Raw genomic sequence first — 22,597 nt, forward strand, 5'->3', positions numbered from 1 at the left:
ATTAACAAGAATACAGTCACTATGTTAGCATAAAAGCTGCATAGTGACTAATTTTTTGCTTATAATTATCCATAAAATTGTAAATAATACATAATATTACAGAGATAATTCCTTGCAAAAATAAGCGAAATTTGTTATACTAAATAACGTTACTAATTTACTAGATAAAGGGAGAGGAAATATGAACGAAAACACAGAGTTCAAACCTTACATTCCTGCGGAGAAAGTTACTCCGGAGTTCACAGTTACATCTGTGATCATGGGATGTATCCTTGCTGTCATCTTCGGCGCAGCCAATGCTTACCTTGGCCTTCGTGTTGGTATGACAGTATCTGCCTCCATTCCGGCGGCAGTTATCTCCATGGGTGTTATCCGCGTAATTCTTCGCAGAAACTCCATTCTGGAGAGCAATATGGTCCAGACTATCGGTTCAGCCGGTGAGTCTCTTGCAGCAGGTGCTATTTTTACCATGCCTGCACTGTTCCTCTGGGCAGAGGAAGGACTTACAAGCAAACCAGGCATCGTTGAGATCACTCTGATCGCACTTTGCGGTGGTATCCTTGGTGTACTTTTCATGGTACCCCTTCGTAATGCCCTCATTGTTAAAGAGCATGCAACTCTTCTCTATCCGGAAGGAACTGCCTGCGCAGACGTTCTTCTTGCCGGTGAGGAAGGCGGAGCAAATGCTTCCACAGTATTCTCCGGTATGGGACTTGCAGCTGTCTTCAAATTTGTTGTTGATGGACTGAAGCTTCTTCCGGCAGATGTTTCTGCAGCATTTAAATCCTTCAAGGGTGAGATCGGTATGGAGGTTTATCCGGCACTTCTCGGTGTTGGTTATATCGTAGGACCGAAGATCGCATCCTACATGTTTACCGGTTCTCTTATCGGCTGGATGGTCATCATTCCGCTGATCTGCCTGTTCGGACCTGATACATGGATGTATCCGGCAGCAGAGGGAACGACCATTGCCCAGCTTTACGCAAACGGCGGAGCATCAGCGATCTGGTCTACTTATGTTAAATATATCGGCGCAGGTGCTATCGCAACAGGTGGTATCATTTCCCTGATCAAATCCCTGCCGCTGATCGTTACAACTTTCCGTGACTCCATGAAGAGCATGAAGGGAAGCAAGAACACAAGCACAGAGAGAACCGCACAGGATCTTCCGATGCAGTTCATCCTTCTCGGTGTTATAGCAATGGTATTTATCATCTGGATCGTTCCGGCAATCCCGGTAACTCTTCTTGGTGCAGTTATCATCGTAGTTTTTGGATTCTTCTTTGCAACAGTATCTTCCCGTATGGTAGGTCTTGTAGGAAGCTCCAACAACCCGGTTTCCGGTATGGCTATCGCTACTCTTCTGATTGCTACATTTGCGATCAAGAGCTCCGGTAAAACAGGTATCGACGGAATGACAGCAGCGATCGCTGTTGGTTCTGTTATCTGTATCATCGCAGCGATCGCCGGTGATACCTCTCAGGACCTTAAGACAGGATACCTTCTTGGTGCTACACCTAAGAAGCAGCAGATGGGCGAGATGCTCGGTGTTGTTGTTTCCGGTCTTGCTATCGGCGGTGTTCTGTATCTTCTGGATGCAGCATGGGGCTACGGTACAGCAGAGATCCCTGCTCCGCAGGCTCAGCTTATGAAGATGATCGTTGAGGGAATCATGGGCGGAAACCTTCCATGGGGACTTGTATTTGTAGGTGTATTCCTTGCAATCTGCCTTGAGATCCTCCGTATCCCGGTAATGCCTTTCGCAATCGGTCTTTACCTTCCAATCTACCTGAACGCAACCATCATGATCGGTGGTATCGTTCGTGGATTACTTGACCGCAGAAAAGGTGTTGACGAAAAAACCAAGACAGCTCAGGCCACAGATGGTACTCTGTACTGTGCTGGTATGATCGCCGGCGAGGGTCTTGTTGGAATTCTTCTTGCGATCTTTGCAGTTGTCGGTATCAGCCTTGATATGTCCGGCGTTGTAAACCTTGGAAATATCGGCGGTGTTGTGCTGATGATCATCATGATCCTGTCACTGCTTAAATTCTCTATCTGGAGAAAGAAGAAAGCCTGATGAGAAAAAACAAAAAGGATAAGAAACAGGATATCAACTATCTTGATCTGATCCCGGAAACAAACCAGTCGATCCGGTGGCACCGGGACCTGAAGCAGCGGATCATTCTTGAGATAGAGAATAAGGGTATGTTCAATACCATCGCGCAGAAGGTTTTTGGAAAGCCAAGGTTTTCCAAGGTTCATCTTGATGAAATGGGAACTTTTATCTGGCCTGAGATCGATGGAGCCAAAACCGTGCAGGAGCTTGCCCTGCTGGTGAAAGAGCATTTCGGAGATAAGGCAGAACCGCTTTATCCGAGAATCGTAAAATACTTTCAGATAATGGAAAGCTATGAGTTTGTCCACTTTATAAATAAGAAGACAGACAAATAGCAAAAGAGAACGGGAACGGACGCAAAATAGTGTACGGTCCCGTTCTTTTTATGACACGTCAGTACGGGAAACTGATGCAGTTGTCATATGATAAATGAAAGGAGCACTTTATGAGTCTTGCGGCAAAAAAGAAATGGTATCTGGATTATCTTCTGATCATAGTTGGAACCGGACTGATGGCACTTGCCATCAATTCCGTGTTTGATGCTTCCGGGCTGGTAACCGGTGGTTTTTCCGGTATTGCGATCCTTGTGAAACGATGGACCGGAGGAATCGTAGATGGGGGTATCCCGCTGTGGCTTACCAACATTACCTTGAATATCCCGCTGTTTCTTCTGGGATGTAAGATCAGAGGATTTTCCTTTGTAAAAAAAGCTCTGATCGGAGAAATCTCCCTTTCAACCTGGCTTGCCCTTCAGCCGGTGTGGAATATCGCGGGAGATGATCTTCTTCTGGCTGCTGTATATGGTGGTGTGATCCAGGGAATCGGTATCGGAATGGTTTTCCTTGGACAGGGAACCACAGGCGGAACAGATATGATGGCAGCGCTGATCCAGAAATATCTGCGTCATTATTCCATCGCACAGATTATGCAGTTTATTGACGGTCTTGTTGTAATTGTGGGTATGTATGTGTTTGGCATCCAGCGTGCTCTGTATGCCATCATTGCAGTTTATCTGGTAACAAAAGTATCCGACAGCCTGATCGAAGGTCTGAAGTTTTCCAAGCAGACATTTATCATTACGGAGAAGCCGGATGAGGTGGCAAAAGTCATTATGGAAGACCTGGACCGCGGGGCAACCGGAATCTGTGGCAAGGGTATGTACTCCGGCCAGGAGAAAACCATCATCTTCTGTGTGGTAAATAAGAAGGAAATCGTGAAGCTGAAAGAGCTGGTGGATGATATTGATCCCGATGCTTTTGTGATTGTTTCCGATGCAAGAGAGGTTCACGGAGAAGGCTTTATAGAGAAAAATTAGGCGGATTTCAACAAAAATTTGTAAATTTTTTCAGTTTTCCTCTTTTATTTTTGGTGATTTTGTATTAAAATAGCCATAGATAGAGAGGGAAAGACAGAAGATAAGCATACACATAAGTGAGAAGGGATTGAACGGAATGATATCGAATCAGGTGTTACAGAATACGCTCGAGGGACTTAAAGAAATATCAAGGACGGAATTTTGTGTCATTGACACAGACGGTAAGGTACTGGCGTCTACCTTTTCTGATTTTGAAATCCAGCCGGCAGATATCCAGGCTTTTGTAGAATCCCAGGCGGACAGCCAGCTTGTCAAGGGATTTCAGTACTTTAAGGTCTGTGATGATTATCAGTTGGAATACGTCCTGGTAGCCCATGGAGATGATGAGGATACTTATATGGTAGGTAAACTTGCAGCCTTCCAGATCCAGAATCTGATCGTAGCGTACAAGGAGCGTTTTGACAAGGACAGCTTTATCAAGAATCTTCTTCTTGATAATCTTCTTCTGGTGGATATTTACAACAGAGCGAAGAAACTTCATATTGAAGCAGATGTCCGTCGTGTAGTCATGATCCTGGAACTGAACCAGGAGAAAGATCACAGCTCCGTGGAGAGCGTGAAGAGCCTTTTTGGCGGAAAGAGCAGAGATTTTATCACTGCGGTTGATGAGAAGAGCATTATTATTGTCAAGGAACTGGAAGAAGGAGAGGGCTATCCGGAGATGGATAAGCTGGCTCACACCATTCTGGATACTCTTGACCTGAATAAAGACGGTGAGGATGTCCATATGGCATACGGTACCATCGTCAATGAGCTGAAGGAAGTTTCACGTTCCTATAAGGAAGCGCGTATGGCACTTGATGTAGGTAAGATCTTCTTTGGAGACAAGGAAGTGATCGCATACAGCTCACTGGGAATCGGACGACTGATCTACCAGCTGCCTATTCCTCTGTGTAAGATGTTTATCCGTGAGATCTTTGATAACAAATCTCCGGACGACTTCGATGAGGAGACACTTGTCACCATCGATAAATTCTTCGAGAATAGCCTGAATGTATCCGAGACTTCGCGTCAGCTGTACATTCACAGAAATACACTGGTATACCGCCTGGATAAACTCCAGAAGAGTACCGGATTGGATCTTCGGGTGTTTGAGGATGCCATCACATTTAAGATTGCACTGATGGTTGTGCGTTATATGAAGTACATGGAAACGCTTGAATATTAATATCATCAGATCAGATTTTTTGACTGCTGCCTGTTCCTTACCGGAATGGGCGGCAGTTTTTGTATGATTTTTTTGCAGCGGGATATCGTGTGCCTTCAATAATAATTTGAAGATTTCACATGAACTTCACAGATAACCCTTGGGGCTCTATTGTATTTTTTGCATTTTTATTATAAAATAAATAACTCGAAGAGGGCTGTTACAGCCTGGAAAATTTATTCTTGCATTTATGCGAGATATATATTACAATAATGTTACAAAAAAGTTAAGATAATTATGCTTTTGCAATATAGAGGAGGATACATATGATCGATCTTGTAGATGTGAGCAAATCTTATGGTCCGGGTCTTCCGGCTGTGAATCATGCGAACTTACATGTTGATAAAGGGGAATTTGTATTTGTAGTAGGAAGCAGTGGTTCCGGTAAATCCACACTGATCAAGCTTCTGATGAAAGAGCTGGATTCTACCAATGGAACCATTACAGTCAGCGGAGAACGTCTGGAGAAGATGAAACACAGACGTGTGGCCAAATATCGCAGAAAGCTTGGCGTAGTATTTCAGGATTTCCGCCTGTTAAAAGACCGTAATGTATATGAGAACGTAGCATTTGCACAGCGTGTTATCGGAAGACCGACCCGCGTGATCCGTAAACGTGTTCCGGAGGTTCTCCAGGAAGTAGGTCTTGCAGGGAAATATAAGGCATATCCGGATGAACTTTCCGGTGGTGAGCAGCAGAGAGTTGCCCTTGCCAGAGCACTGGTAAACCGCCCGGACATCCTTCTGGCAGATGAGCCAACCGGAAACCTGGATCCGAAGACTTCCGAGGAGATCATGGCTCTGATGGAGCAGATCAATGACAGAGGAACCACCGTTCTGGTAGTCACCCATAACAAAGACATCGTCAATGCCATGCGTAAACGAGTAGTCACCATGCACAATGGAAAGATCATCAGCGATGAGAAAGAGGGAGGATATCATGAGGCCTAGTACGATCTGGTATACCCTGAAGCAGGGATTTAAGAATATAAAAAGAAACTGGATGTTTTCCCTGGCATGTATCATTACAATGGCTGCATGCATCTTTCTGGTAGGAATTTTCTATTCCATTGTTAACAACGTAAATTCCATAGCACATAAAGTAGAAGAAGAAGTGCCAATTACGGTATTCTTTGATGAGGGAACTACAGAGGAAGAGATCCAGGCGGTCGGCGCTGCCATTCAGGCCAGACCGGAAGTTGCCAGAATGGATTATCAGTCTGCAGACCAGGCGTGGGAGGATTATAAACAGAAATATTTTGGAGATGAAGATGCAGCAGATGGATTCAAGGATGACAATCCTCTGGCCAATTCTTCCAACTATCAGGTATATCTTAATGATATCACCAAACAGACAGAGCTGGTAAATTATATCCAGAGTCTGGATCATGTCCGCAAGGTAAATCAGTCTGAGCAGGCATCCAAGACACTTGGATCTATCAACAAACTGGTTTCCTATATTTCCATTGCGGTGATCGGGATCCTTCTGGTGATTTCCATATTCCTGATCAGCAATACTGTATCTATGGGTATTTCTGTTCGTAAGGAAGAAATTGGAATTATGAAATACATAGGAGCTACCGATGCTTTTGTACGGCTTCCATTCCTTCTGGAAGGAATCATTCTGGGTGTGATTGGTGCGGCAATCCCGTTGGTGTGTCTGTTTTTCCTCTACAGTTCCGCAGTTGAGTTTATTCTGACAAAATTCAATGTACTGACAGGAATCGTAGATTTTATCCCGATCTGGCAGATCTATGAAGGACTGATCCCGATGGGACTTGGACTTGGTGTGGGAATCGGACTTCTGGGAAGTTTCTTCACAACAAGAAAACATCTCAGAGTGTAACCAAATAGCAGAGCGGATCTGCGTGTATCCGCGGGATGCATACCTATAAGAGATACAGCGGCTGTCGGAGAACCGGCAGCCGCTTTCAGTATATAAAAAACGGACGGCACATAAGGAAAACAGAGAATCTGTGATATTACCGGGCTGTGCAGAAGAAAGGAAAGATATGAAAAATAAAGAGTTCAAAAAAGGCGTAGCCATCGGAGTGGCAGCCACGCTTGTTGTGACAGGGGCTGGTTTTGTCAGTTATCAGAAAGTGCTGTTTCCCAAAGGCAATGCACTGTCAGACGTGAAAACAGTCCAGAAGCTGAATTATCTGGAAGAACTGATCGATACAGAATATCTGGATGAAAAGGATGAAAGCAGTCTGCGGGAGGGCCTTTATGCAGGTCTGCTCGCCGGACTGAAGGATCCATACTCCACGTATTACACGGCAGAACAGTATAAAGAACTGAATACTTCCAATGAAGGTTCCTACGTGGGAATCGGGGCAGTTCTCCAGAAAGAGGATGGCGGAGGGGCAAAGGTCGTGCAGCTCTATGAAGGCGGACCGGGAGAACAGGCAGGTCTGAAAACCGGAGACGTGATCAAAGCGGTCGATGGAACAGATGTCACAGAAAAAGAAACTTCCGACATCGCTTCCATGGTCCGTGACAGTGATAAAGATTTCGTAACGCTGACCATACAAAGGGAAGATGAAGAGAAAACTCAGAATATCAAAGTAGAGATCCGAGATGTGGAAATCCAGACTGTCTCTCATGAGATGCTTGTCGGAGACACCGGATATATCCGGATTTCCGAGTTTTCCGAAGTGACCAGTGACCAGTATAAAAAAGCATTTGCAGATCTGAAAGACCAGGGAATGAAAAAACTGGTAGTCGATCTCCGCGACAATCCGGGTGGCCTTCTTACCGCAGTCTGTGGAGTACTCCGCCAGATCCTTCCGGAAGGACTGATCGTTTATACAGAGGACAAAAACGGGAAACGGGAAGAGGAAACCTGTGACGGAAAGAATGAGCTGACTATGCCGCTGGCAGTTCTGGTAAACGGAAACAGTGCCAGTGCATCAGAGATTTTTGCGGGAGCAGTGAAAGACTACGGTATTGGAACGATCGTGGGAACAACGACTTACGGAAAAGGCGTAGTGCAGACCATCCAGCCGCTTACCGACGGCAGCGCAGTAAAGATCACCATTGCAAAATATTTTACACCAAAGGGCAATGACATCAATAAAAAAGGAATCACTCCAGATGTGGAAGCAGAGCTTTCCGGAGACATTACAGACTGGGCAGAACTTACACATGAGGAAGACACGCAGCTTCAGACGGCCCTGAAAGAGCTGGAGCAGAACTGATGCGTACAGAAGGAGAGAAAAGAAAATGATAACTTTACAATTATTGCAGCAGATCATAGTATTTTTTCTGATGATGGCCTGCGGGTTTGCGGTGGTAAAATGTGGACTGATCGATGCGAAAAGCAGCAGGACACTGTCGGTGATCTGCATTTACATCATCATGCCATGTGTGATGATCAATGCGTTTCAGATTGAATATTCCAGAAGTATCCGGAATGGGTTTCTTCTGGCAATAGCAGCAGCGGTCCTGATCCATATTTTTCTGCTGGTATTTACACAGATTATCGGCAAACCGCTGAAATTAAGCGTGGTGGAAAAAGAATCCATCATTTATTCCAATTCCGGAAACCTGGTGATCCCGCTTGTGACCGTAGTCCTTGGAGAGGAATGGGTAATCTATGCCAGCGCTTTCCTGAGTGTACAGATGATCCTGATGTGGACCCACGGACAGTCACTGATGGAGGCGAAGGCAGGAATTAACTGGAAAAAAATCCTCTGCAATATCAATCTGATCGCCATTATCCTTGGCATTGTCCTGTTCTTTACACAGATCCGACTGCCTGTCATCTTTGGAAATACCATGAGCCAGATTTCAGCCACCCTGGGACCGGTATGTATGATCATGCTTGGAATGACTATGACAGAGGTAAAATGGAAAGATATTTTCAGTCATTCCAGAATCTATCTGATCACGATCCTGAAAATGGTGGTGACGCCGCTGATCGTACTGCTGCTTCTGAAATATCTGCCATTGGCATCTCTTGTAAAAGACGGAAAAACGATTCTTCTGATCAGCCTGATGGCAGTGATCACACCGTCGGCAACAACGATTGTACAGCTGGCGCAGCTGTACGATCGGGAACCGGTCTATGCCAGTACTATCAATGTAATGACAACTCTGGTCAGCATTGTGACCATGCCTTTGATGGTGATGTTTTATCTGGCCTGAAAAAAAGTGCAGAGAATGTTTCAAAATACAGTGGTATAATTGTAAAAGTATGATAAAAGTGTTAAAATCAACTCAGAGTACGGAAAAGAAAGAGACCAGTTATTTTTGATGAGACTACATATGGAAATTTCTGCAAACGCCATATAAAACAGGAGGGTACATAAATGGAACGACATGCTTTTGCAATGAAAGTAAAAGAAGGAAAAATGAACGATTACCGTAAGACCTTAGGCGAAATCTGGCCGGAGCTTACCGCATATCTGGATCGCAACGGCATTCATAATTTCAGCATCTGGAATGCTGCAGACCTGATCTTCGGATATTATGAAAATGCAGACGGAGCTGTGATCTCTCCAAAAGAGGAGAAAGTAAAAGCAGCACTGACTGAAAAAATCCAGGATACATTTACCTGGATCTCCACTCCTGGAAAAGACATGCGTCTGATGTATCATAATTTTGGTGTTGTGAGAGAAAACAAAGAGCTGATCCGCCACAGAATGTTCATGACAAAATTAAAAGACGGCTGTGAGGAAGAATACAAGGCTCGTCATGACGGACTTGTAGCACAGAGAGGCGATACAATAGATCCGGGCCCGGACAGTAACTTCAGCATCTGGAGCTCAGGCGGATATATTTTTGGATACGATGAGATCGACACTACCATGGAAGTGGAAGAAACACCGGAAGCAAGAGAGGCGACCATCGCATGGGAAACACGTCAGCTGGGGATCATGGACTGGATCACCAACGATGTGGACTGGATGACAAAAGAAGTACATCCGTCCAGTGTACGTCTTGCATGGCATAATTAAAAAAATGGGGAAATAAAAAGGAAGGAGGCCGGGGCTTTGTTTGGAGGTAGCCCCGGCAGTATGAAAAAGAAAAAAGTGTTATCAAAGGTAGTACCCTTTGCACATCTAATAATATACTCACATTTTGTGGTCATTCTGTGACGTCATTCTGAAAAAAGTATGAACAAAAAAGAAAAATTAGCTGAACTGAAATCTTAACAATTCTTAAAATTCCCATATTTAGTTGAAACCATACGCCCCGACTGTTATACTGTGAGTAACAGAAAACATCAGGAAAAAATACGTTTTCTTCCTGAGATCAATAAAATAATGAGGCGTGAATTTATGAAACGTTTTTGGAAATATGTAACAGGGGTTGTACCTGCGTACGGGCTTTTTCCCCTTGTTTTTTCATTTGTATTTAACTGTCTTGTATATTCCGGTTCAAGGGCAATTGCAGGCGGTTGGTACCATCACAACATAGAAAGTAGTCTTGACCTGCGGCTCCCGTTTGTGCCGCAGTTTTTAATTGTCTATTTCGGATGTTATATATTCTGGGCAGTGAATTATATTCTTGCGGCAAGGCAGGAGAAGGAACAGGTTTACCGTTTTTTTACCGCAGATCTTATATCCCGCTGTGTGTGCCTGATCATATTTCTGGCATACCCCACCACCAACACAAGACCGGTGATCGAGAGGAGCGGTTTCTGGGATCTGCTGGCAGGATGGCTTTATTCCATTGATGCGGCGGATAACCTGTTTCCATCCATTCACTGCCTGGTAAGCTGGTTCTGTTTCCTGGGAATCAAAGACCAGAAAAGAATTCCGGCATGGTATAAAGGAGTATCTTTTGTGCTGGCAGTTCTGGTTTTTCTGTCCACCCTTTTTACCAAGCAGCATGTTCTGGTGGATGTGGCCGGTGGCGTGATCCTGGCACAGATATGTTTTATGCTGGGACAGAAAACGGAGATCTGGCATATTTATGAACGGGTCGGAAGTAAAATTGAGAAGAAGATCAACAGATATATAGAAGGTGCCAAGAGATGAAAAGCAGAAAAAAGATCATATTTAACGGAGTATTCCTGGCGGTCGTTTTTGCCCTGACCATCTACGGCGTTTTTCACGGAGAAGATCTGTCTTCCATGATGGATGCCATACACAGGGCTGACAAACGGTGGCTGATTCCGGGAATTGCACTGGTAGCGTTTTTTATCTGGGGAGAATCCATCATCATCTGGTACATGATGAGATCCAGTGGAATCCAGCTGAAAAAGAGAACCTGTTTTCTGTTCTCTTCCGTGGGATTTTTTTTCAGCTGTATCACACCGTCCGCCAGTGGCGGACAGCCCATGCAGATCTACTACATGAAAAAAGAAAAGATTTCCATTCCGGTGTCAACGGTAATTCTGATGATCGTAACCATCACCTATAAACTGGTACTTGTGGTGATCGGTATTGGAATCGCAATTTTCGGAAGGGGATTTCTCCATAAATATCTGGAAGGGATCCTGCCGGTGTTTTACCTGGGACTGGCACTGAATATTTTCTGCGTTACATTTATGACCATCCTGGTGTTCCATCCACTTCTGGCAAAAGCGATCATGGTAAAGGGAATGAAACTTCTGGAACGACTTCATCTGGTGAAGAAAAAAGATGGGCGTCTGAAAAAACTGGAAGATTCCATGGATACTTACCGAAATACTGCGGCATATCTGAAGAATAATCCTTTTGTGATCGTTAAAGTTATTGGAATCACTTTTATCCAGCGTATGGCACTGTTTGCGGTGACCTGGTTTGTATATCAGGCTTTTGGACTTCACGGCACCGGATTCTGGGAGATCCTTTTTCTCCAGGCCGTGATCTCGGTATCTGTGGATATGCTGCCGCTTCCGGGAGGAATGGGAATCAGTGAGACGCTGTTCCTTAATATTTTCAGCCCGGTGTTCGGGGGACTGCTGCTTCCGGGAATGGTACTTAGCAGAGGGCTTGGATATTATGGGGAGCTTCTGATCAGTGCGGCGTTTACAGTGGTGGCCCAGCTGACTATTGGAAAAAAGTAATTGAAAGAGAAAAATGAGGTGTGCAAATGATAGGATTTTATGATTACACGGTAATAATGACTTACATAAGCGTAGTGTCTTCCATGATCGGAATCTTCTGCGCTGTGACGGACCATATTTCAGCAGCAGTGTGCTGTCTGGCATTTTCCGGGTTGTGTGATATGTTTGACGGAAAGATTGCGCGAACCAAGAAGAACAGAACGGAGGAAGAGAAGTGCTTCGGGATCCAGATCGATTCTCTTGCGGATATTGTCTGTTTCGGAATCCTTCCCATTGTGCTGGGATTTAAGCTTGGCATGTATCATATTTACGGAATTGCCATTCTTTTGTTCTACGGTCTTGCAGGCCTGATCCGTCTGGCATATTTCAATGTTATGGAAGAAAAACGCCAGAATGAAACCTCCGAAAACCGGAAATATTATCAGGGACTTCCCATCACATCCATGTCCGTGATCCTGCCACTTCTGTTTGTGGTTTCCCTGCTTTTTCCGGAGTATAAATGGTTTGTGGTGCTCCTCCATATCACAATGCTGGCAGTAGGACTTCTGTTTATCCTGGATTTTAAATTCCGTAAGCCAACCAACCGGGAGCTGGTGATCATCGTTGCGGTAGTTGCAGTGGCAGTCCTTCTGGTTCTTTTCTATAATGAGGGATGGTGGAAATTCAATTATCTCTACAAATTTTCCATGGAAAGAGGCGGTAATTTATGATCCGGACGGCAGACCGAAAGGGAAACATTAAAAAGGAAGATTCTTTTCAGAATAATTTGCTGGAAAAAATCTACGGTTCTGTGGCCGGGCGTATGATGATCCGGCCGCTGGTTACCCCGGCTGTTTCCACGGTTGTGGGAAAGCTTCTGGATTCCAGGATTTCGGCAGCAGCAGTGGAACCGTTTATCCGGCTCAATCATCTGGATATGAGTGATTATGAAACGCGGAAATATATTTCCTACAATGATTTTTTCAAGAGAAAGATCCGGGAGGGTGCCCGCAGGATCGATATGGAACCCGGGCATTTTATCAGTCCCTGTGACTGCCGGGCCAGTGTATATCCTGTGGATGAAAAAGCCTGTCTTCATATCAAACAGACCCGATATACAGTGGAGGAACTTTTAAGGAACCCTTCCCTTGGGAAAAGATATCAGGGTGGCTATGTGTGGGTACTTCGTCTCTGTGTCCAGGATTATCACAGATATATTTATCCGGACAATGCAGCAGAGTCCCGGCGTATCAGAATCCCCGGGATTCTGCATACAGTCAACCCTGTGGCAAATGATGCCTATCCTATCTATAAAGAAAACAGCCGGGAATATTCCCTTCTGAAAACAGAAAATTTCCGCACGATGTTGATGATGGAAGTAGGCGCTCTCTTTGTGGGGAAGATCGAAAACCGGCCAAGAAGGGCATCTGTGAAACGTGGAGAGGAAAAAGGCAATTTTGCTTTCGGTGGTTCCACCATTGTGCTGATCACCGAAAAAAATGCGGTAAAGCCAGATGAAGATATCCTCAAAAATTCACAGGCAGGAATGGAAACAAGAGTACTTATGGGAGAAAAAATCGGAGAATCCTTTTGAAAGTGAAAGGGTTCTCTTTTTTATATTTGCTTTACACAAAATTTTCTTAAAAAATGAAATTACGTTCACACACACAACACAAACCTGTGATATATTATGAGCATATAGCAAAGCGGAACGGGAAGATCCGCTTTAGAATGAACGGGAAGCAGAGAAGAAATCTGTTTTCTGTGAAAGTGGGATAACACAGAGCATTTCGGACTGAAAATAACTGTCCGGAACAGCACTTGAGAAACGGAGGAAGATAGAATGGACGCATTAAAGATTCTTGTAGTAGATGACGAGAGCAGAATGAGAAAACTGGTAAAAGATTTCCTTATCAAAAAGAATTTCCAGGTACTGGAAGCCGGTGACGGTGAGGAAGCCATGGATATTTTTTATAAAGAAAAAGACATTGCACTGCTGATCCTGGACGTGATGATGCCGAAGATGGACGGCTGGGAAGTATGTCGTGAGATCCGTAAGAATTCCAAAGTTCCCATCATTATGCTGACAGCAAGAGGGGATGAACGTGATGAACTTCTGGGATTTGAACTTGGCGTAGACGAATATATTTCCAAACCGTTCAGTCCAAAGATCCTGGTGGCACGTGTAGAAGCCATCCTTCGAAGAACCGGACAGAGCAACCCGGATGAGGTACTTTCCGCAGGCGGTATTGTCATCGACAAGGCAGCACATCAGGCAACAGTGGACGGTAAAACGATGGATTTAAGCTTCAAGGAATTTGAGCTTCTGACTTATTTTCTGGAAAACGAGGGAATCGCCCTTTCCAGAGAAAAAATTCTTAATTCTGTATGGAATTATGATTACTTTGGTGATGCCAGAACCATTGATACCCATGTAAAGAAACTGAGAAGTAAAATGGGCGACAAAGGAGAGTACATCAAGACAGTCTGGGGTATGGGTTACAAGTTTGAGGTAGGAGAATGAAAAAGCCAGAAAAAAAACTAAAAAAAATCCACAGTCTACGCCATCAGATCACCGCATATTTTATCGGACTGCTGTTTTTGTCCATTCTGACTATCACCGTGATCAACGGAGCTTTCCTTGAAAAATATTATGTGACAAAAAAAATCGATGTACTTCTTGATCTCCGTACAACGCTGGAAAATACAGACATTGACAAGATGATGAACAGTGACAGCTCCGAAGGTTCGGAGAGTATCCCTGATGAGATCCAGAGAGCCTGCTCCAGAAACAATCTTTCCTGGGTTATCATTGACAGCAGCAATACCAGCTGGCTTTCCTGGGGCGAAAATGAAAAAATGCTTCAAAGCAAACTGTTCGGATATGTCTACGATCTGGATGAGGATGGGGACAAGAGCCGGACTCTGAAACAGGGAGACAATTATACGATCCAGCAGTCTCATGACCGTTTTGCAGGAATGGATTATGTGGAATGCTGGGGACAGCTGGATGATGAACATTATTTTATTATAAGGACACCACTTGAGAGCATTCGTGAGAGCGCAAACATTTCCAATAAGTTTTATTTTGCGGTTGGACTTGCGATTATTGTAGTGAGTGGTCTTATGATCATGCTGGTGACGAAACGGATCACCCGCCCGATCAGCGAACTGACAGATCTTTCAAAAAAAATGTCAGATCTTGATTTTGAGGCAAAATATGAGAGCAAAGTAGGCAATGAGATCGATGTTCTGGGGGATAATTTCAACCGGATGTCTTCACAGCTTGAAACAACCATCAGTGAACTGAAATCCGCAAACAATGAACTCCAGCGGGACATTGAGGATAAGATCAAGATCGACAAGATGCGAAAAGAATTTCTGGATAACGTATCCCATGAGCTGAAAACTCCGATCGCGCTGATCCAGGGCTATGCAGAAGGTTTAAAAGAAAACATTTCCGATGACCCTGAGAGCAGAGAGTTCTATTGCGACGTTATTATGGATGAAGCCTCCAAGATGAATAAGCTGGTAAAAAATCTTCTTACGCTGAATCAGCTGGAATCTGGTAAAGACGCAGTTGTGATGGAGAGGTTTGACATCGTATCCCTGATCCGGGGTGTGCTCCAGACCATGAATATCATGATCGGACAGAAAGAGGCAAACGTGATCTTTGAGGCGGAGAAGCCGGTTTATGTATGGGCCGATGAGTTTAAGATCGAAGAGGTTGTGACAAACTATGTAAGCAATGCCCTGAATCATCTGGATGGTGAGAAAGAGATCGAGATCAAACTTCAGGATGAGGATAACCGTGTGAAGATCAGTGTATTTAACACAGGAACTCCGATCCCTGAGGCAGATGTGCCAAATCTCTGGAATAAATTTTATAAAGTTGATAAAGCGAGAACCAGGGAATACGGTGGAAGCGGTATCGGTCTGTCCATTGTAAAAGCTATCATGGAAAGCATGAACCAGGAATACGGCGTGCAGAACTTTGACAATGGTGTGGAATTCTGGTTTACCCTGGATCGGAAATAATGAAACTTTAGTGTGATAATGCGAAAAAACGGGCGGCAGCAGAGAAAAGTCTTTGCAACCGCCTGTTTTTGCGTTATACTAAATCAATGTAAATCGAAGGTGAGAGAGGAATATCGAGATACAAAAGAGCAGGAGGAAGCATTATTATGATAGGAATCATTGACTACGATGCAGGAAACATAAAAAGTGTGGAAAAAGCACTTCAGTATCTGGGACAGGAGACTGTCGTCTCAAGAGATCCCCAGGTGCTTCTGAAAGCAGATAAAGTAATTCTTCCAGGTGTTGGAAGTTTTGGCGATGCTATGGAGAATCTCAATAAGTACGGACTTGTTCCGGTAATACATGAGATCGTGGAAAAAGGAACTCCGTTTCTTGGAATCTGTCTTGGACTGCAGCTGCTTTTTGAGAGCAGTGATGAGACTCAGGGAGTGGAAGGCCTTGGAATCCTGAAGGGAAAGATCTTACGGATCCCGCCAAGCCCGGGACTGAAGATCCCGCATATGGGATGGAATTCCCTGCATCTTCAGAACAGCGGAAGATTATTTAAAGATATTCCGGAAAACACATACGTTTACTTTGTACATTCCTATTATCTTCAGGCAGAAGATGAAGAGATCGTGAAAGCCACCACGCAGTACAGTACATGTATTCACGCATCTGTGGAGAAGGGGAATGTATTTGCATGCCAGTTCCACCCGGAAAAAAGCAGCCGGTGGGGCTTGAAGATCCTTGAGAATTTTGCGGCACTTGAGGCAGGCACCGGAAAGGAGGAGGCATAATCATGTTTACAAAACGAATTATCCCATGTCTGGACGTAAATAAAGGACGTGTAGTAAAAGGCGTGAATTTTGTTGATCTGAAAGATGCCGGAGATCCGGTGGAAATTGCCAAAGCTTATGACGCAGCCGGTGCGGACGAGCTTGTTTTTCTTGATATCACGGCTTCCTGTGAAGAGCGTGATACGGTGGTAGATATGGTAAGAGCTGTTGCTGCCAATGTATTTATCCCCTTTACCGTAGGTGGAGGAATCCGTACTGTGGATGATTTCCGGAAACTTCTCCGTGAAGGTGCAGATAAGATCTCTGTAAATTCCGCAGCCATCGACCGCCCGGAGCTGATCCATGAGGCTGCACAGAAATTCGGAAGCCAGTGTGTGGTAGTTGCCATTGATGCCAAGAGAAGGCCGGATGGCGGCTGGAATATCTACAAACATGGCGGAAGACTGGATACCGGTATCGATGCTCTTACATGGGCAAAGAAGGTGGAAGAACTTGGCGCAGGTGAGATCCTTCTTACCAGCATGGACTGTGACGGAACCAAGGCAGGATATGATATTGAACTTACAAGAGCTGTTGCAGATGCGGTTTCCATTCCGGTGATCGCTTCCGGTGGTGCCGGAACTCTGGAGCATTTTTATGATGCACTGACTGAAGGCGGAGCAGACGCGGCACTGGCAGCATCTCTGTTCCACTACAAAGAACTGGAGATCCGGGAAGTGAAGGATTACCTTGCGGAAAAAGGAATTTCCGTGAGAAGATAAGTTGGATGAGAGGTGAAGGATATGGCTCCTATAGCGGGAGACTGGCAGGAGGCGCTGAAAGGTGAGTTTCACCAGCCTTACTATGCCAAACTTTATAAAACCGTGATGACAGAATACAGAACAAGAAAGATTTTTCCGCCTCCGGAAGATCTGTTCAATGCGTTTCATTTTACGCCGCTGCATCAGGTGAAGGTTGTGATCCTGGGACAGGACCCCTATCACAATGACGGACAGGCCCACGGGCTTTGTTTTTCCGTAAAAAAAGGTGTGGAAACACCGCCATCCCTGGTGAATATTTATAAAGAACTTGAGGATGATATGGGATGTTACATCCCAAACAACGGCAATCTGGAAAAATGGGCAAAACAGGGCGTGCTTCTTTTAAACACAGTGCTGACAGTCCGTGCCCATCAGGCCAATTCCCACAGGGGGATCGGCTGGGAACAGTTTACCGATGCCGCCATCCGGATCCTGGACGAGGAGGACCGTCCAATCGTATTTCTTCTCTGGGGCCGGCCTGCCCAGATGAAAGCATCCATGCTTCACAATCCGAAGCATCTGATCCTGGAAGCACCACATCCAAGCCCCCTTTCTGCTTACCGGGGATTTTTCGGATGCAAACATTTCAGTAAGGCCAACGAATTTCTGAAAGCCAACGGGGAAGAACCCATTGACTGGCAGATCGAGAATATTTAAGTTAAGGAAAGTAAAATGGGTAAAAAAAACGATAACACACTTGTGAAAAACGCCTCTTTTCTTATGGTTGCGGCGCTGATCTCCAAGATCATCGGAATGCTGTACAAGAGCCCGCTTTCAACCACACTGGGAAGCCAGAGTTTTGCACTTTTCCAGTTTGCACAGAATGTATATTTCATTCTGCTGATGATCGCGTCTTTCAGTATTCCACAGGCGGTATCCAAGATCATGGCGGAAAAGATCGCTTTTCACAGATATAAAGATGCACAGAAAGTATTTTACGGTGCTCTGATCTATGCGGCAGTTGCCGGCGGCATCGTGGCACTTGTCTGTGTATTTGGTGCGGGAATCCTGGTTCCGGACAGTATGGCAAATGCCCGTCTGGCACTGCAGATGCTTGCGCCTACAATTTTCATGTCTGGTCTGTGCGGTGTATTCCGCGGATATTTCCAGGCATACCGCAATATGATGCCGACATCGATCTCACAGATTATTGAACAGATTTTTGTGGCAACCTTTGCGCTTCTGATGTCACATGTATTTATTCAGCACTTCTCCGCAACGGGAGATATGGATCTGGTCCATCGCTGGGGTGCGGCAGGTGCTACCATGGGTACCGGTGCCGGTGTGGCGTCCGCTCTGATCTTTATGCTGATCGTCTACGGGGTAAACCGTAAGATCATTCGAAAAAGGATCGCTAATGACCATCACTCTGTGAATGAGAGCATGGGACATGTAATGAGTAATATCGTGCTTATCATCATGCCGATCATTCTCAGCGCATTTATCTACAACGTAAACGGATATATCAACAGCTATATGTATTCCGGTATTATGGACATCAAAGGCGCTGCCAAAGACGTGATCCAGACCCTGTATTCCGAGTACGGATATTATATGACACTGATCAATATCCCGCTTACCCTGGCAAGTACGGCGCCGACTTCCATGATTCCAGAGGTTTCTGCACATTATGCCATGCATGACATTGAGGGTGCCAATATGAAGACAGACCGTGCCACCTGGATCAGCATGTTGATCTCCATTCCAGCTGCAGTAGGTCTTGCAGTTCTTTCCGGACCGATCACAAGACTGATCTTCCCGGGAACCAATGGTGTGGGCGGACAGCTTCTGATTCTGGGAGGAATTACCATTATCCTCAACGGTAACTCCAATATTACCAACGGTGTACTTCAGGGAATCGGCAAGCCGAAACTTCCGATGATCCATGCAGCCATCGCTCTGGTGGCGGATGTGATCGCAATGGCACTGCTTCTGGTGTTTACCAACCTTGGTGTTTATACCATCGTCATCGCACAGATCGTCTATGCAGTTGTGATGTGTCTTCTTAATGACCGTTCCATCAAGAAATACATGGGTTACAAAAATCCATGGAGAAGTGCTTATTTAAGCCCGTTCCTGGCATCTATCCCAATGGGAGTTGTTGCGGGAGTGGTATATTACGGACTGTATGCACTGATCCATTCCAATGTGATCTGCCTTGGTATTTCCGTGATCCTGGCTGCTTGTGTATACTTTATTGTATATCTGTTTGTAAGTAAGCCTGGTGAAGAGGAGCTGGGTATGATGCCTGGTGGAAGGTATATGAAGAAACTGGCGAGAATGATGAAGATCATTTAACCGAATCAAGGAAGTCTTCGTCTGATTCGACCTGGTTCAGATGAATTTTATATGGTATAGAAATACCCACAGATTTATTCCGGAAAATAACCGGCCGGAGGATCTGTGGGTATTTTTTGTTTATATCAGATTTCTGGTGATGCAGGGTTTTAAGGGGATTTTCTCAATCTTTTCTCTGGGAAAACAGTTTTATGATCTCAAGGGTAACATCTACAGCGGCATCCATTCCTTCAACAGTAATGTGCTCATAAGGCCCGTGATAGGCATGTCCGCCGGTTCCAAGGTTCGGGCAGGGAAGTCCCATGAAACTTAACTGGGCTCCGTCTGTGCCGCCACGGATAGGCAAGATCAGCGGTGTGACACCGCAGGCACGGCAGGCATCCTCTGCCAGGGTGATCAGCCACGGGCAGGTATCAATGATCTCTTTCATATTGCGGTACTGCTGGGTGATGGTAAGGGTCACGGTACCTTCACCCCATTTTTCGTTGAGAATTTTGGTGATATGCGAAAGGGTTTTCTGGCGGACTTCAAAAGAAGCGGCATCGTGATCCCGGACAATATACTGAAGTTCAGCCTGGGAAACATCTCCTTTCATGGAGCACAGATGGAAAAATCCCTGATAGTCCTCTGTGTTCCTTGGCGTATCCGCAGAGGGGAGCATGGAATTAAATTCCATGGCAACAAGGGCAGCATTGACCATGGTATTTTTGGAAGAACCGGGATGGACATTGACGCCCTGGAAAATTACTTTTGCACTGCAGGCGTTGAAGTTTTCGTACTGGATCTCGCCTTCTGTATCACCGTCCAGGGTATAGGCGTAATCTGCACCGAATTTTTTTACATTGAAGTGAGCCGGTCCCATGCCGATCTCTTCATCTGGCGTAAATGCAACACAGAGAGGTCCGTGAGGTATTTTTTCCGTAAGGATATGCTCCAGCGCTGTAAGGATCTCCGCAATGCCGGCCTTGTCGTCAGCACCCAGGATTGTGGTTCCGTCTGAGGTGATGAGGGTCCGTCCGGCAAGAGAAGTAAGGTGTGAGAACATTTCCGGAGAAAGCGTTCTGCCGCTTGTACCAAGAGGGAGATCTTTTCCATCATAATTTTCAGTGATCACAGGTGTGACTGCATGGTCGCAGAAATCGGAAACTGTGTCCATATGTGCGATAAAGCCGAGGGCTTTGCAGTGTTCCAGACCTTCTGTGGCCGGAAGATGCGCGTAAACATAGCAGTGATCGTCCAGTGTTACATCAGAGATGCCAAGCCCTTTCAGTTCCTCCACAAGAAGGCGGGCCAGGTCAAACTGACATCTGGAAGAAGGGGAGGAAGTGCTTTCTTCGTTGCTTGGTGTGAATATTTTTACATAGGATAAAAGTCGTTCGTATGCTTTCATAGAAGAAAAGTCCTTTCTGAAAAAATTCGTCCGGAACAGACTGTACTTGCATTTGCGGAATCCGTCTGTTTTCCAGGAGATAACAACAGTATACCACACAGCATACGCATATTTGCGGAAAAAATCTCCCACGATGAGAAAACCTGTGCTATAATCGGTGGGATAATAAAAAACGGAGGATTTGAGAGTGGAAAAAAGAATCATACAGGTCGAAGAAAAAGTACCTGCAAAAATGCTGATACCGTTAAGTATCCAGCACATGTTTGCCATGTTCGGAGCATCCGTACTGGTGCCGTTCCTTTTTGGCATCAATCCGGCCATCGTGCTTTTGATGAACGGCGTGGGAACACTTCTTTTTATTTTCATCACAAAAGGAAAGGCACCGGCATACTTGGGCTCCAGTTTTGCCTTTCTTTCACCGGCACTTCTGGTCATCAGCAAGTACGGTTATGAGTATGCCCTTGGCGGTTTCGTTGTACTTGGTATCGCAGGTATGTGCGTGGCGTTTATTGTCCGTCAGTGTGGAACGGACTGGATCGATATCGTGCTTCCTACCGCGGCAATGGGACCGGTAGTTGCACTGATCGGTCTGGAACTTGCGGGAAATGCGGCAAGCACGGCAGGACTTCTGGATGAAAAGGTAGATCCGAAGAATGTGATCGTATTTCTGGTGACACTTGGAGTTGCGGTATTCGGGCAGATCCTGTTCCGTGGTTTTCTTTCTGTTATTCCGATCCTGATCGCGATCATTGCAGGATATGTGGCAGCAGGGGCATGCGGACTTCTGGATTTTACCCAGGTAAGAGAAGCGGCGTTTTTTGCTCTTCCCAACTTTACATCCCCGAAATTTAATTTTGAGGCTGTCATGACGATTTTCCCCGCACTGCTTCTGGTAACTTCCGAGCATATCGGACATCAGATCGTAACCGGAAAGATCGTCGGAAGGAATCTTCTGAAAGATCCGGGTCTTCACAGATCCCTGTTTGCGGATTTCTTCTCCACTACAGTTTCCGGATGCCTTGGTTCTGTGCCGACCACCACTTACGGTGAGAACATCGGTGTTATGGCTGTGACAAAGGTTTACAGCGTACAGGTTATCGGCGGTGCGGCAGTGCTTTCCATCTGCTGTTCTTTCCTTGGCAAACTGGCAGCTCTGATCAGTACTATCCCTGGTCCGGTTATCGGCGGAATTTCTTTCCTCCTTTACGGAATGATCGGAACTTCCGGACTTCGTATGCTGGTTGACAATCACGTGGATTACAGCAAATCCAGAAACCTGACACTGACAAGTGTTGTCTTTGTTGTGGGACTTTCCGGAATTGCCCTGAAACTTGGAAATGTGGAGCTTACAGGTATGGTACTGGCGTGTGTGGTTGCCATGGCATTAAGCTTTGTGTTCTATATCCTGGATAAACTGAAACTGACCAACGATCAGTAAAAAATAAGCGGCGTTCATTTTACAAAGCAGATAAAAAGGGAAACCTTTCTATCTGCTTTTTCTGCTTGACAATCATTCCGTTTTATAATACTATGTAATACAGAAAACACGAACAAAGGTTCGAAAAAACAGGAAACTTGGCGATAGAAGAGAATAAAGAATAGGAGATTGTAGA

21 protein-coding genes are annotated in these 22,597 nt (G+C 45.2%); 20 read left to right on the forward strand and 1 reads right to left on the reverse strand.

The genetic code is table 11. The features are described from left to right. Positions 1-181 precede the first annotated feature (181 nt). From GPK81_RS16850 to GPK81_RS16940, 19 genes are all read left to right on the forward strand, one after another. A complete protein-coding gene (locus GPK81_RS16850; protein WP_215707386.1) occupies positions 182-2,080 on the forward strand; it encodes an OPT family oligopeptide transporter in 1,899 nt (632 codons plus the stop codon). Next, positions 2,080-2,454 (forward strand): PqqD family protein, encoded by a 375-nt coding sequence (locus GPK81_RS16855; RefSeq protein WP_215707387.1) that lies wholly within the window; start codon positions 2,080-2,082, stop codon positions 2,452-2,454. Before GPK81_RS16850 ends, GPK81_RS16855 begins: the two co-directional genes overlap by 1 nt. A gap of 110 nt (positions 2,455-2,564) precedes the next feature. Further along, entirely contained in the window at positions 2,565-3,434 is an 870-nt protein-coding gene (locus tag GPK81_RS16860; RefSeq protein ID WP_173763034.1) for a YitT family protein, read from the forward strand. A 136-nt stretch (positions 3,435-3,570) separates the two neighbouring features. After that, complete coding sequence (locus GPK81_RS16865; RefSeq protein WP_118062117.1) at positions 3,571-4,662, forward strand: PucR family transcriptional regulator; 1,092 nt, start codon at positions 3,571-3,573, stop codon at positions 4,660-4,662. A gap of 305 nt (positions 4,663-4,967) precedes the next feature. Then, positions 4,968-5,651, forward strand: a complete 684-nt coding sequence (gene ftsE, locus GPK81_RS16870) for a cell division ATP-binding protein FtsE (RefSeq protein ID WP_021976897.1) — start codon at positions 4,968-4,970, stop codon at positions 5,649-5,651. Further along, positions 5,641-6,546 (forward strand): permease-like cell division protein FtsX, encoded by a 906-nt coding sequence (gene ftsX, locus GPK81_RS16875; RefSeq protein WP_215707388.1) that lies wholly within the window; start codon positions 5,641-5,643, stop codon positions 6,544-6,546. Before ftsE ends, ftsX begins: the two co-directional genes overlap by 11 nt. Before the next feature lie 166 nt (positions 6,547-6,712). Beyond that, on the forward strand, positions 6,713-7,900 hold the full coding sequence (locus GPK81_RS16880) for a S41 family peptidase (RefSeq protein WP_021976895.1): 1,188 nt from the start codon (positions 6,713-6,715) through the stop codon (positions 7,898-7,900). A gap of 25 nt (positions 7,901-7,925) precedes the next feature. Further along, positions 7,926-8,849, forward strand: coding sequence for an AEC family transporter (locus GPK81_RS16885; protein ID WP_118062119.1), 924 nt, complete (start codon positions 7,926-7,928; stop codon positions 8,847-8,849). A 164-nt stretch (positions 8,850-9,013) separates the two neighbouring features. Beyond that, entirely contained in the window at positions 9,014-9,661 is a 648-nt protein-coding gene (locus GPK81_RS16890) for an L-rhamnose mutarotase (RefSeq protein ID WP_173772454.1), read from the forward strand. 324 nt (positions 9,662-9,985) lie between these two features. Continuing rightward, a complete protein-coding gene (locus GPK81_RS16895) occupies positions 9,986-10,687 on the forward strand; it encodes a phosphatase PAP2 family protein (RefSeq protein ID WP_173772455.1) in 702 nt (233 codons plus the stop codon). After that, on the forward strand, positions 10,684-11,700 hold the full coding sequence (locus GPK81_RS16900) for a lysylphosphatidylglycerol synthase transmembrane domain-containing protein (protein WP_021976891.1): 1,017 nt from the start codon (positions 10,684-10,686) through the stop codon (positions 11,698-11,700). The genes GPK81_RS16895 and GPK81_RS16900 overlap by 4 nt, the downstream gene beginning before the upstream one ends. 26 nt (positions 11,701-11,726) lie before the next feature. Further along, positions 11,727-12,410: a CDP-alcohol phosphatidyltransferase family protein gene (locus GPK81_RS16905; RefSeq protein WP_215707389.1), complete on the forward strand. Its 684-nt coding sequence runs from the start codon at positions 11,727-11,729 to the stop codon at positions 12,408-12,410. After that, positions 12,407-13,273, forward strand: coding sequence for a phosphatidylserine decarboxylase (locus GPK81_RS16910; protein WP_021976889.1), 867 nt, complete (start codon positions 12,407-12,409; stop codon positions 13,271-13,273). The genes GPK81_RS16905 and GPK81_RS16910 overlap by 4 nt, the downstream gene beginning before the upstream one ends. A 249-nt stretch (positions 13,274-13,522) precedes the next feature. Continuing rightward, positions 13,523-14,203 (forward strand): response regulator transcription factor, encoded by a 681-nt coding sequence (locus GPK81_RS16915; protein ID WP_021976888.1) that lies wholly within the window; start codon positions 13,523-13,525, stop codon positions 14,201-14,203. Beyond that, complete coding sequence (locus tag GPK81_RS16920; RefSeq protein ID WP_021976887.1) at positions 14,200-15,717, forward strand: sensor histidine kinase; 1,518 nt, start codon at positions 14,200-14,202, stop codon at positions 15,715-15,717. Before GPK81_RS16915 ends, GPK81_RS16920 begins: the two co-directional genes overlap by 4 nt. A gap of 146 nt (positions 15,718-15,863) precedes the next feature. After that, positions 15,864-16,496, forward strand: coding sequence for an imidazole glycerol phosphate synthase subunit HisH (hisH, locus tag GPK81_RS16925; RefSeq protein ID WP_021976886.1), 633 nt, complete (start codon positions 15,864-15,866; stop codon positions 16,494-16,496). Between the two features lie 2 nt (positions 16,497-16,498). Next, positions 16,499-17,257: an imidazole glycerol phosphate synthase subunit HisF gene (gene hisF / locus GPK81_RS16930; protein WP_021976885.1), complete on the forward strand. Its 759-nt coding sequence runs from the start codon at positions 16,499-16,501 to the stop codon at positions 17,255-17,257. A 21-nt stretch (positions 17,258-17,278) separates the two neighbouring features. Then, a complete protein-coding gene (ung, locus tag GPK81_RS16935; RefSeq protein WP_021976884.1) occupies positions 17,279-17,953 on the forward strand; it encodes a uracil-DNA glycosylase in 675 nt (224 codons plus the stop codon). A gap of 15 nt (positions 17,954-17,968) precedes the next feature. Then, on the forward strand, positions 17,969-19,594 hold the full coding sequence (locus tag GPK81_RS16940; protein ID WP_021976883.1) for a putative polysaccharide biosynthesis protein: 1,626 nt from the start codon (positions 17,969-17,971) through the stop codon (positions 19,592-19,594). Positions 19,595-19,757: 163 nt separating this feature from the next. Here the strand turns inward: GPK81_RS16940 and pepT are convergent, their stop codons facing one another. Next, positions 19,758-20,984, reverse strand: a complete 1,227-nt coding sequence (pepT, locus tag GPK81_RS16945) for a peptidase T (protein ID WP_174087957.1) — start codon at positions 20,982-20,984, stop codon at positions 19,758-19,760. Between the two features lie 187 nt (positions 20,985-21,171). Here pepT and uraA point away from each other — a divergent pair, with 187 nt between their 5' ends. Continuing rightward, positions 21,172-22,422, forward strand: a complete 1,251-nt coding sequence (gene uraA, locus GPK81_RS16950) for a uracil permease (protein ID WP_215707390.1) — start codon at positions 21,172-21,174, stop codon at positions 22,420-22,422. The last annotated feature ends 175 nt before the right edge of the window (positions 22,423-22,597 follow it).

Source organism: Blautia sp. MCC283 (genome assembly GCF_018785565.1).
In the GTDB taxonomy this organism is placed as follows: domain Bacteria; phylum Bacillota; class Clostridia; order Lachnospirales; family Lachnospiraceae; genus Blautia_A.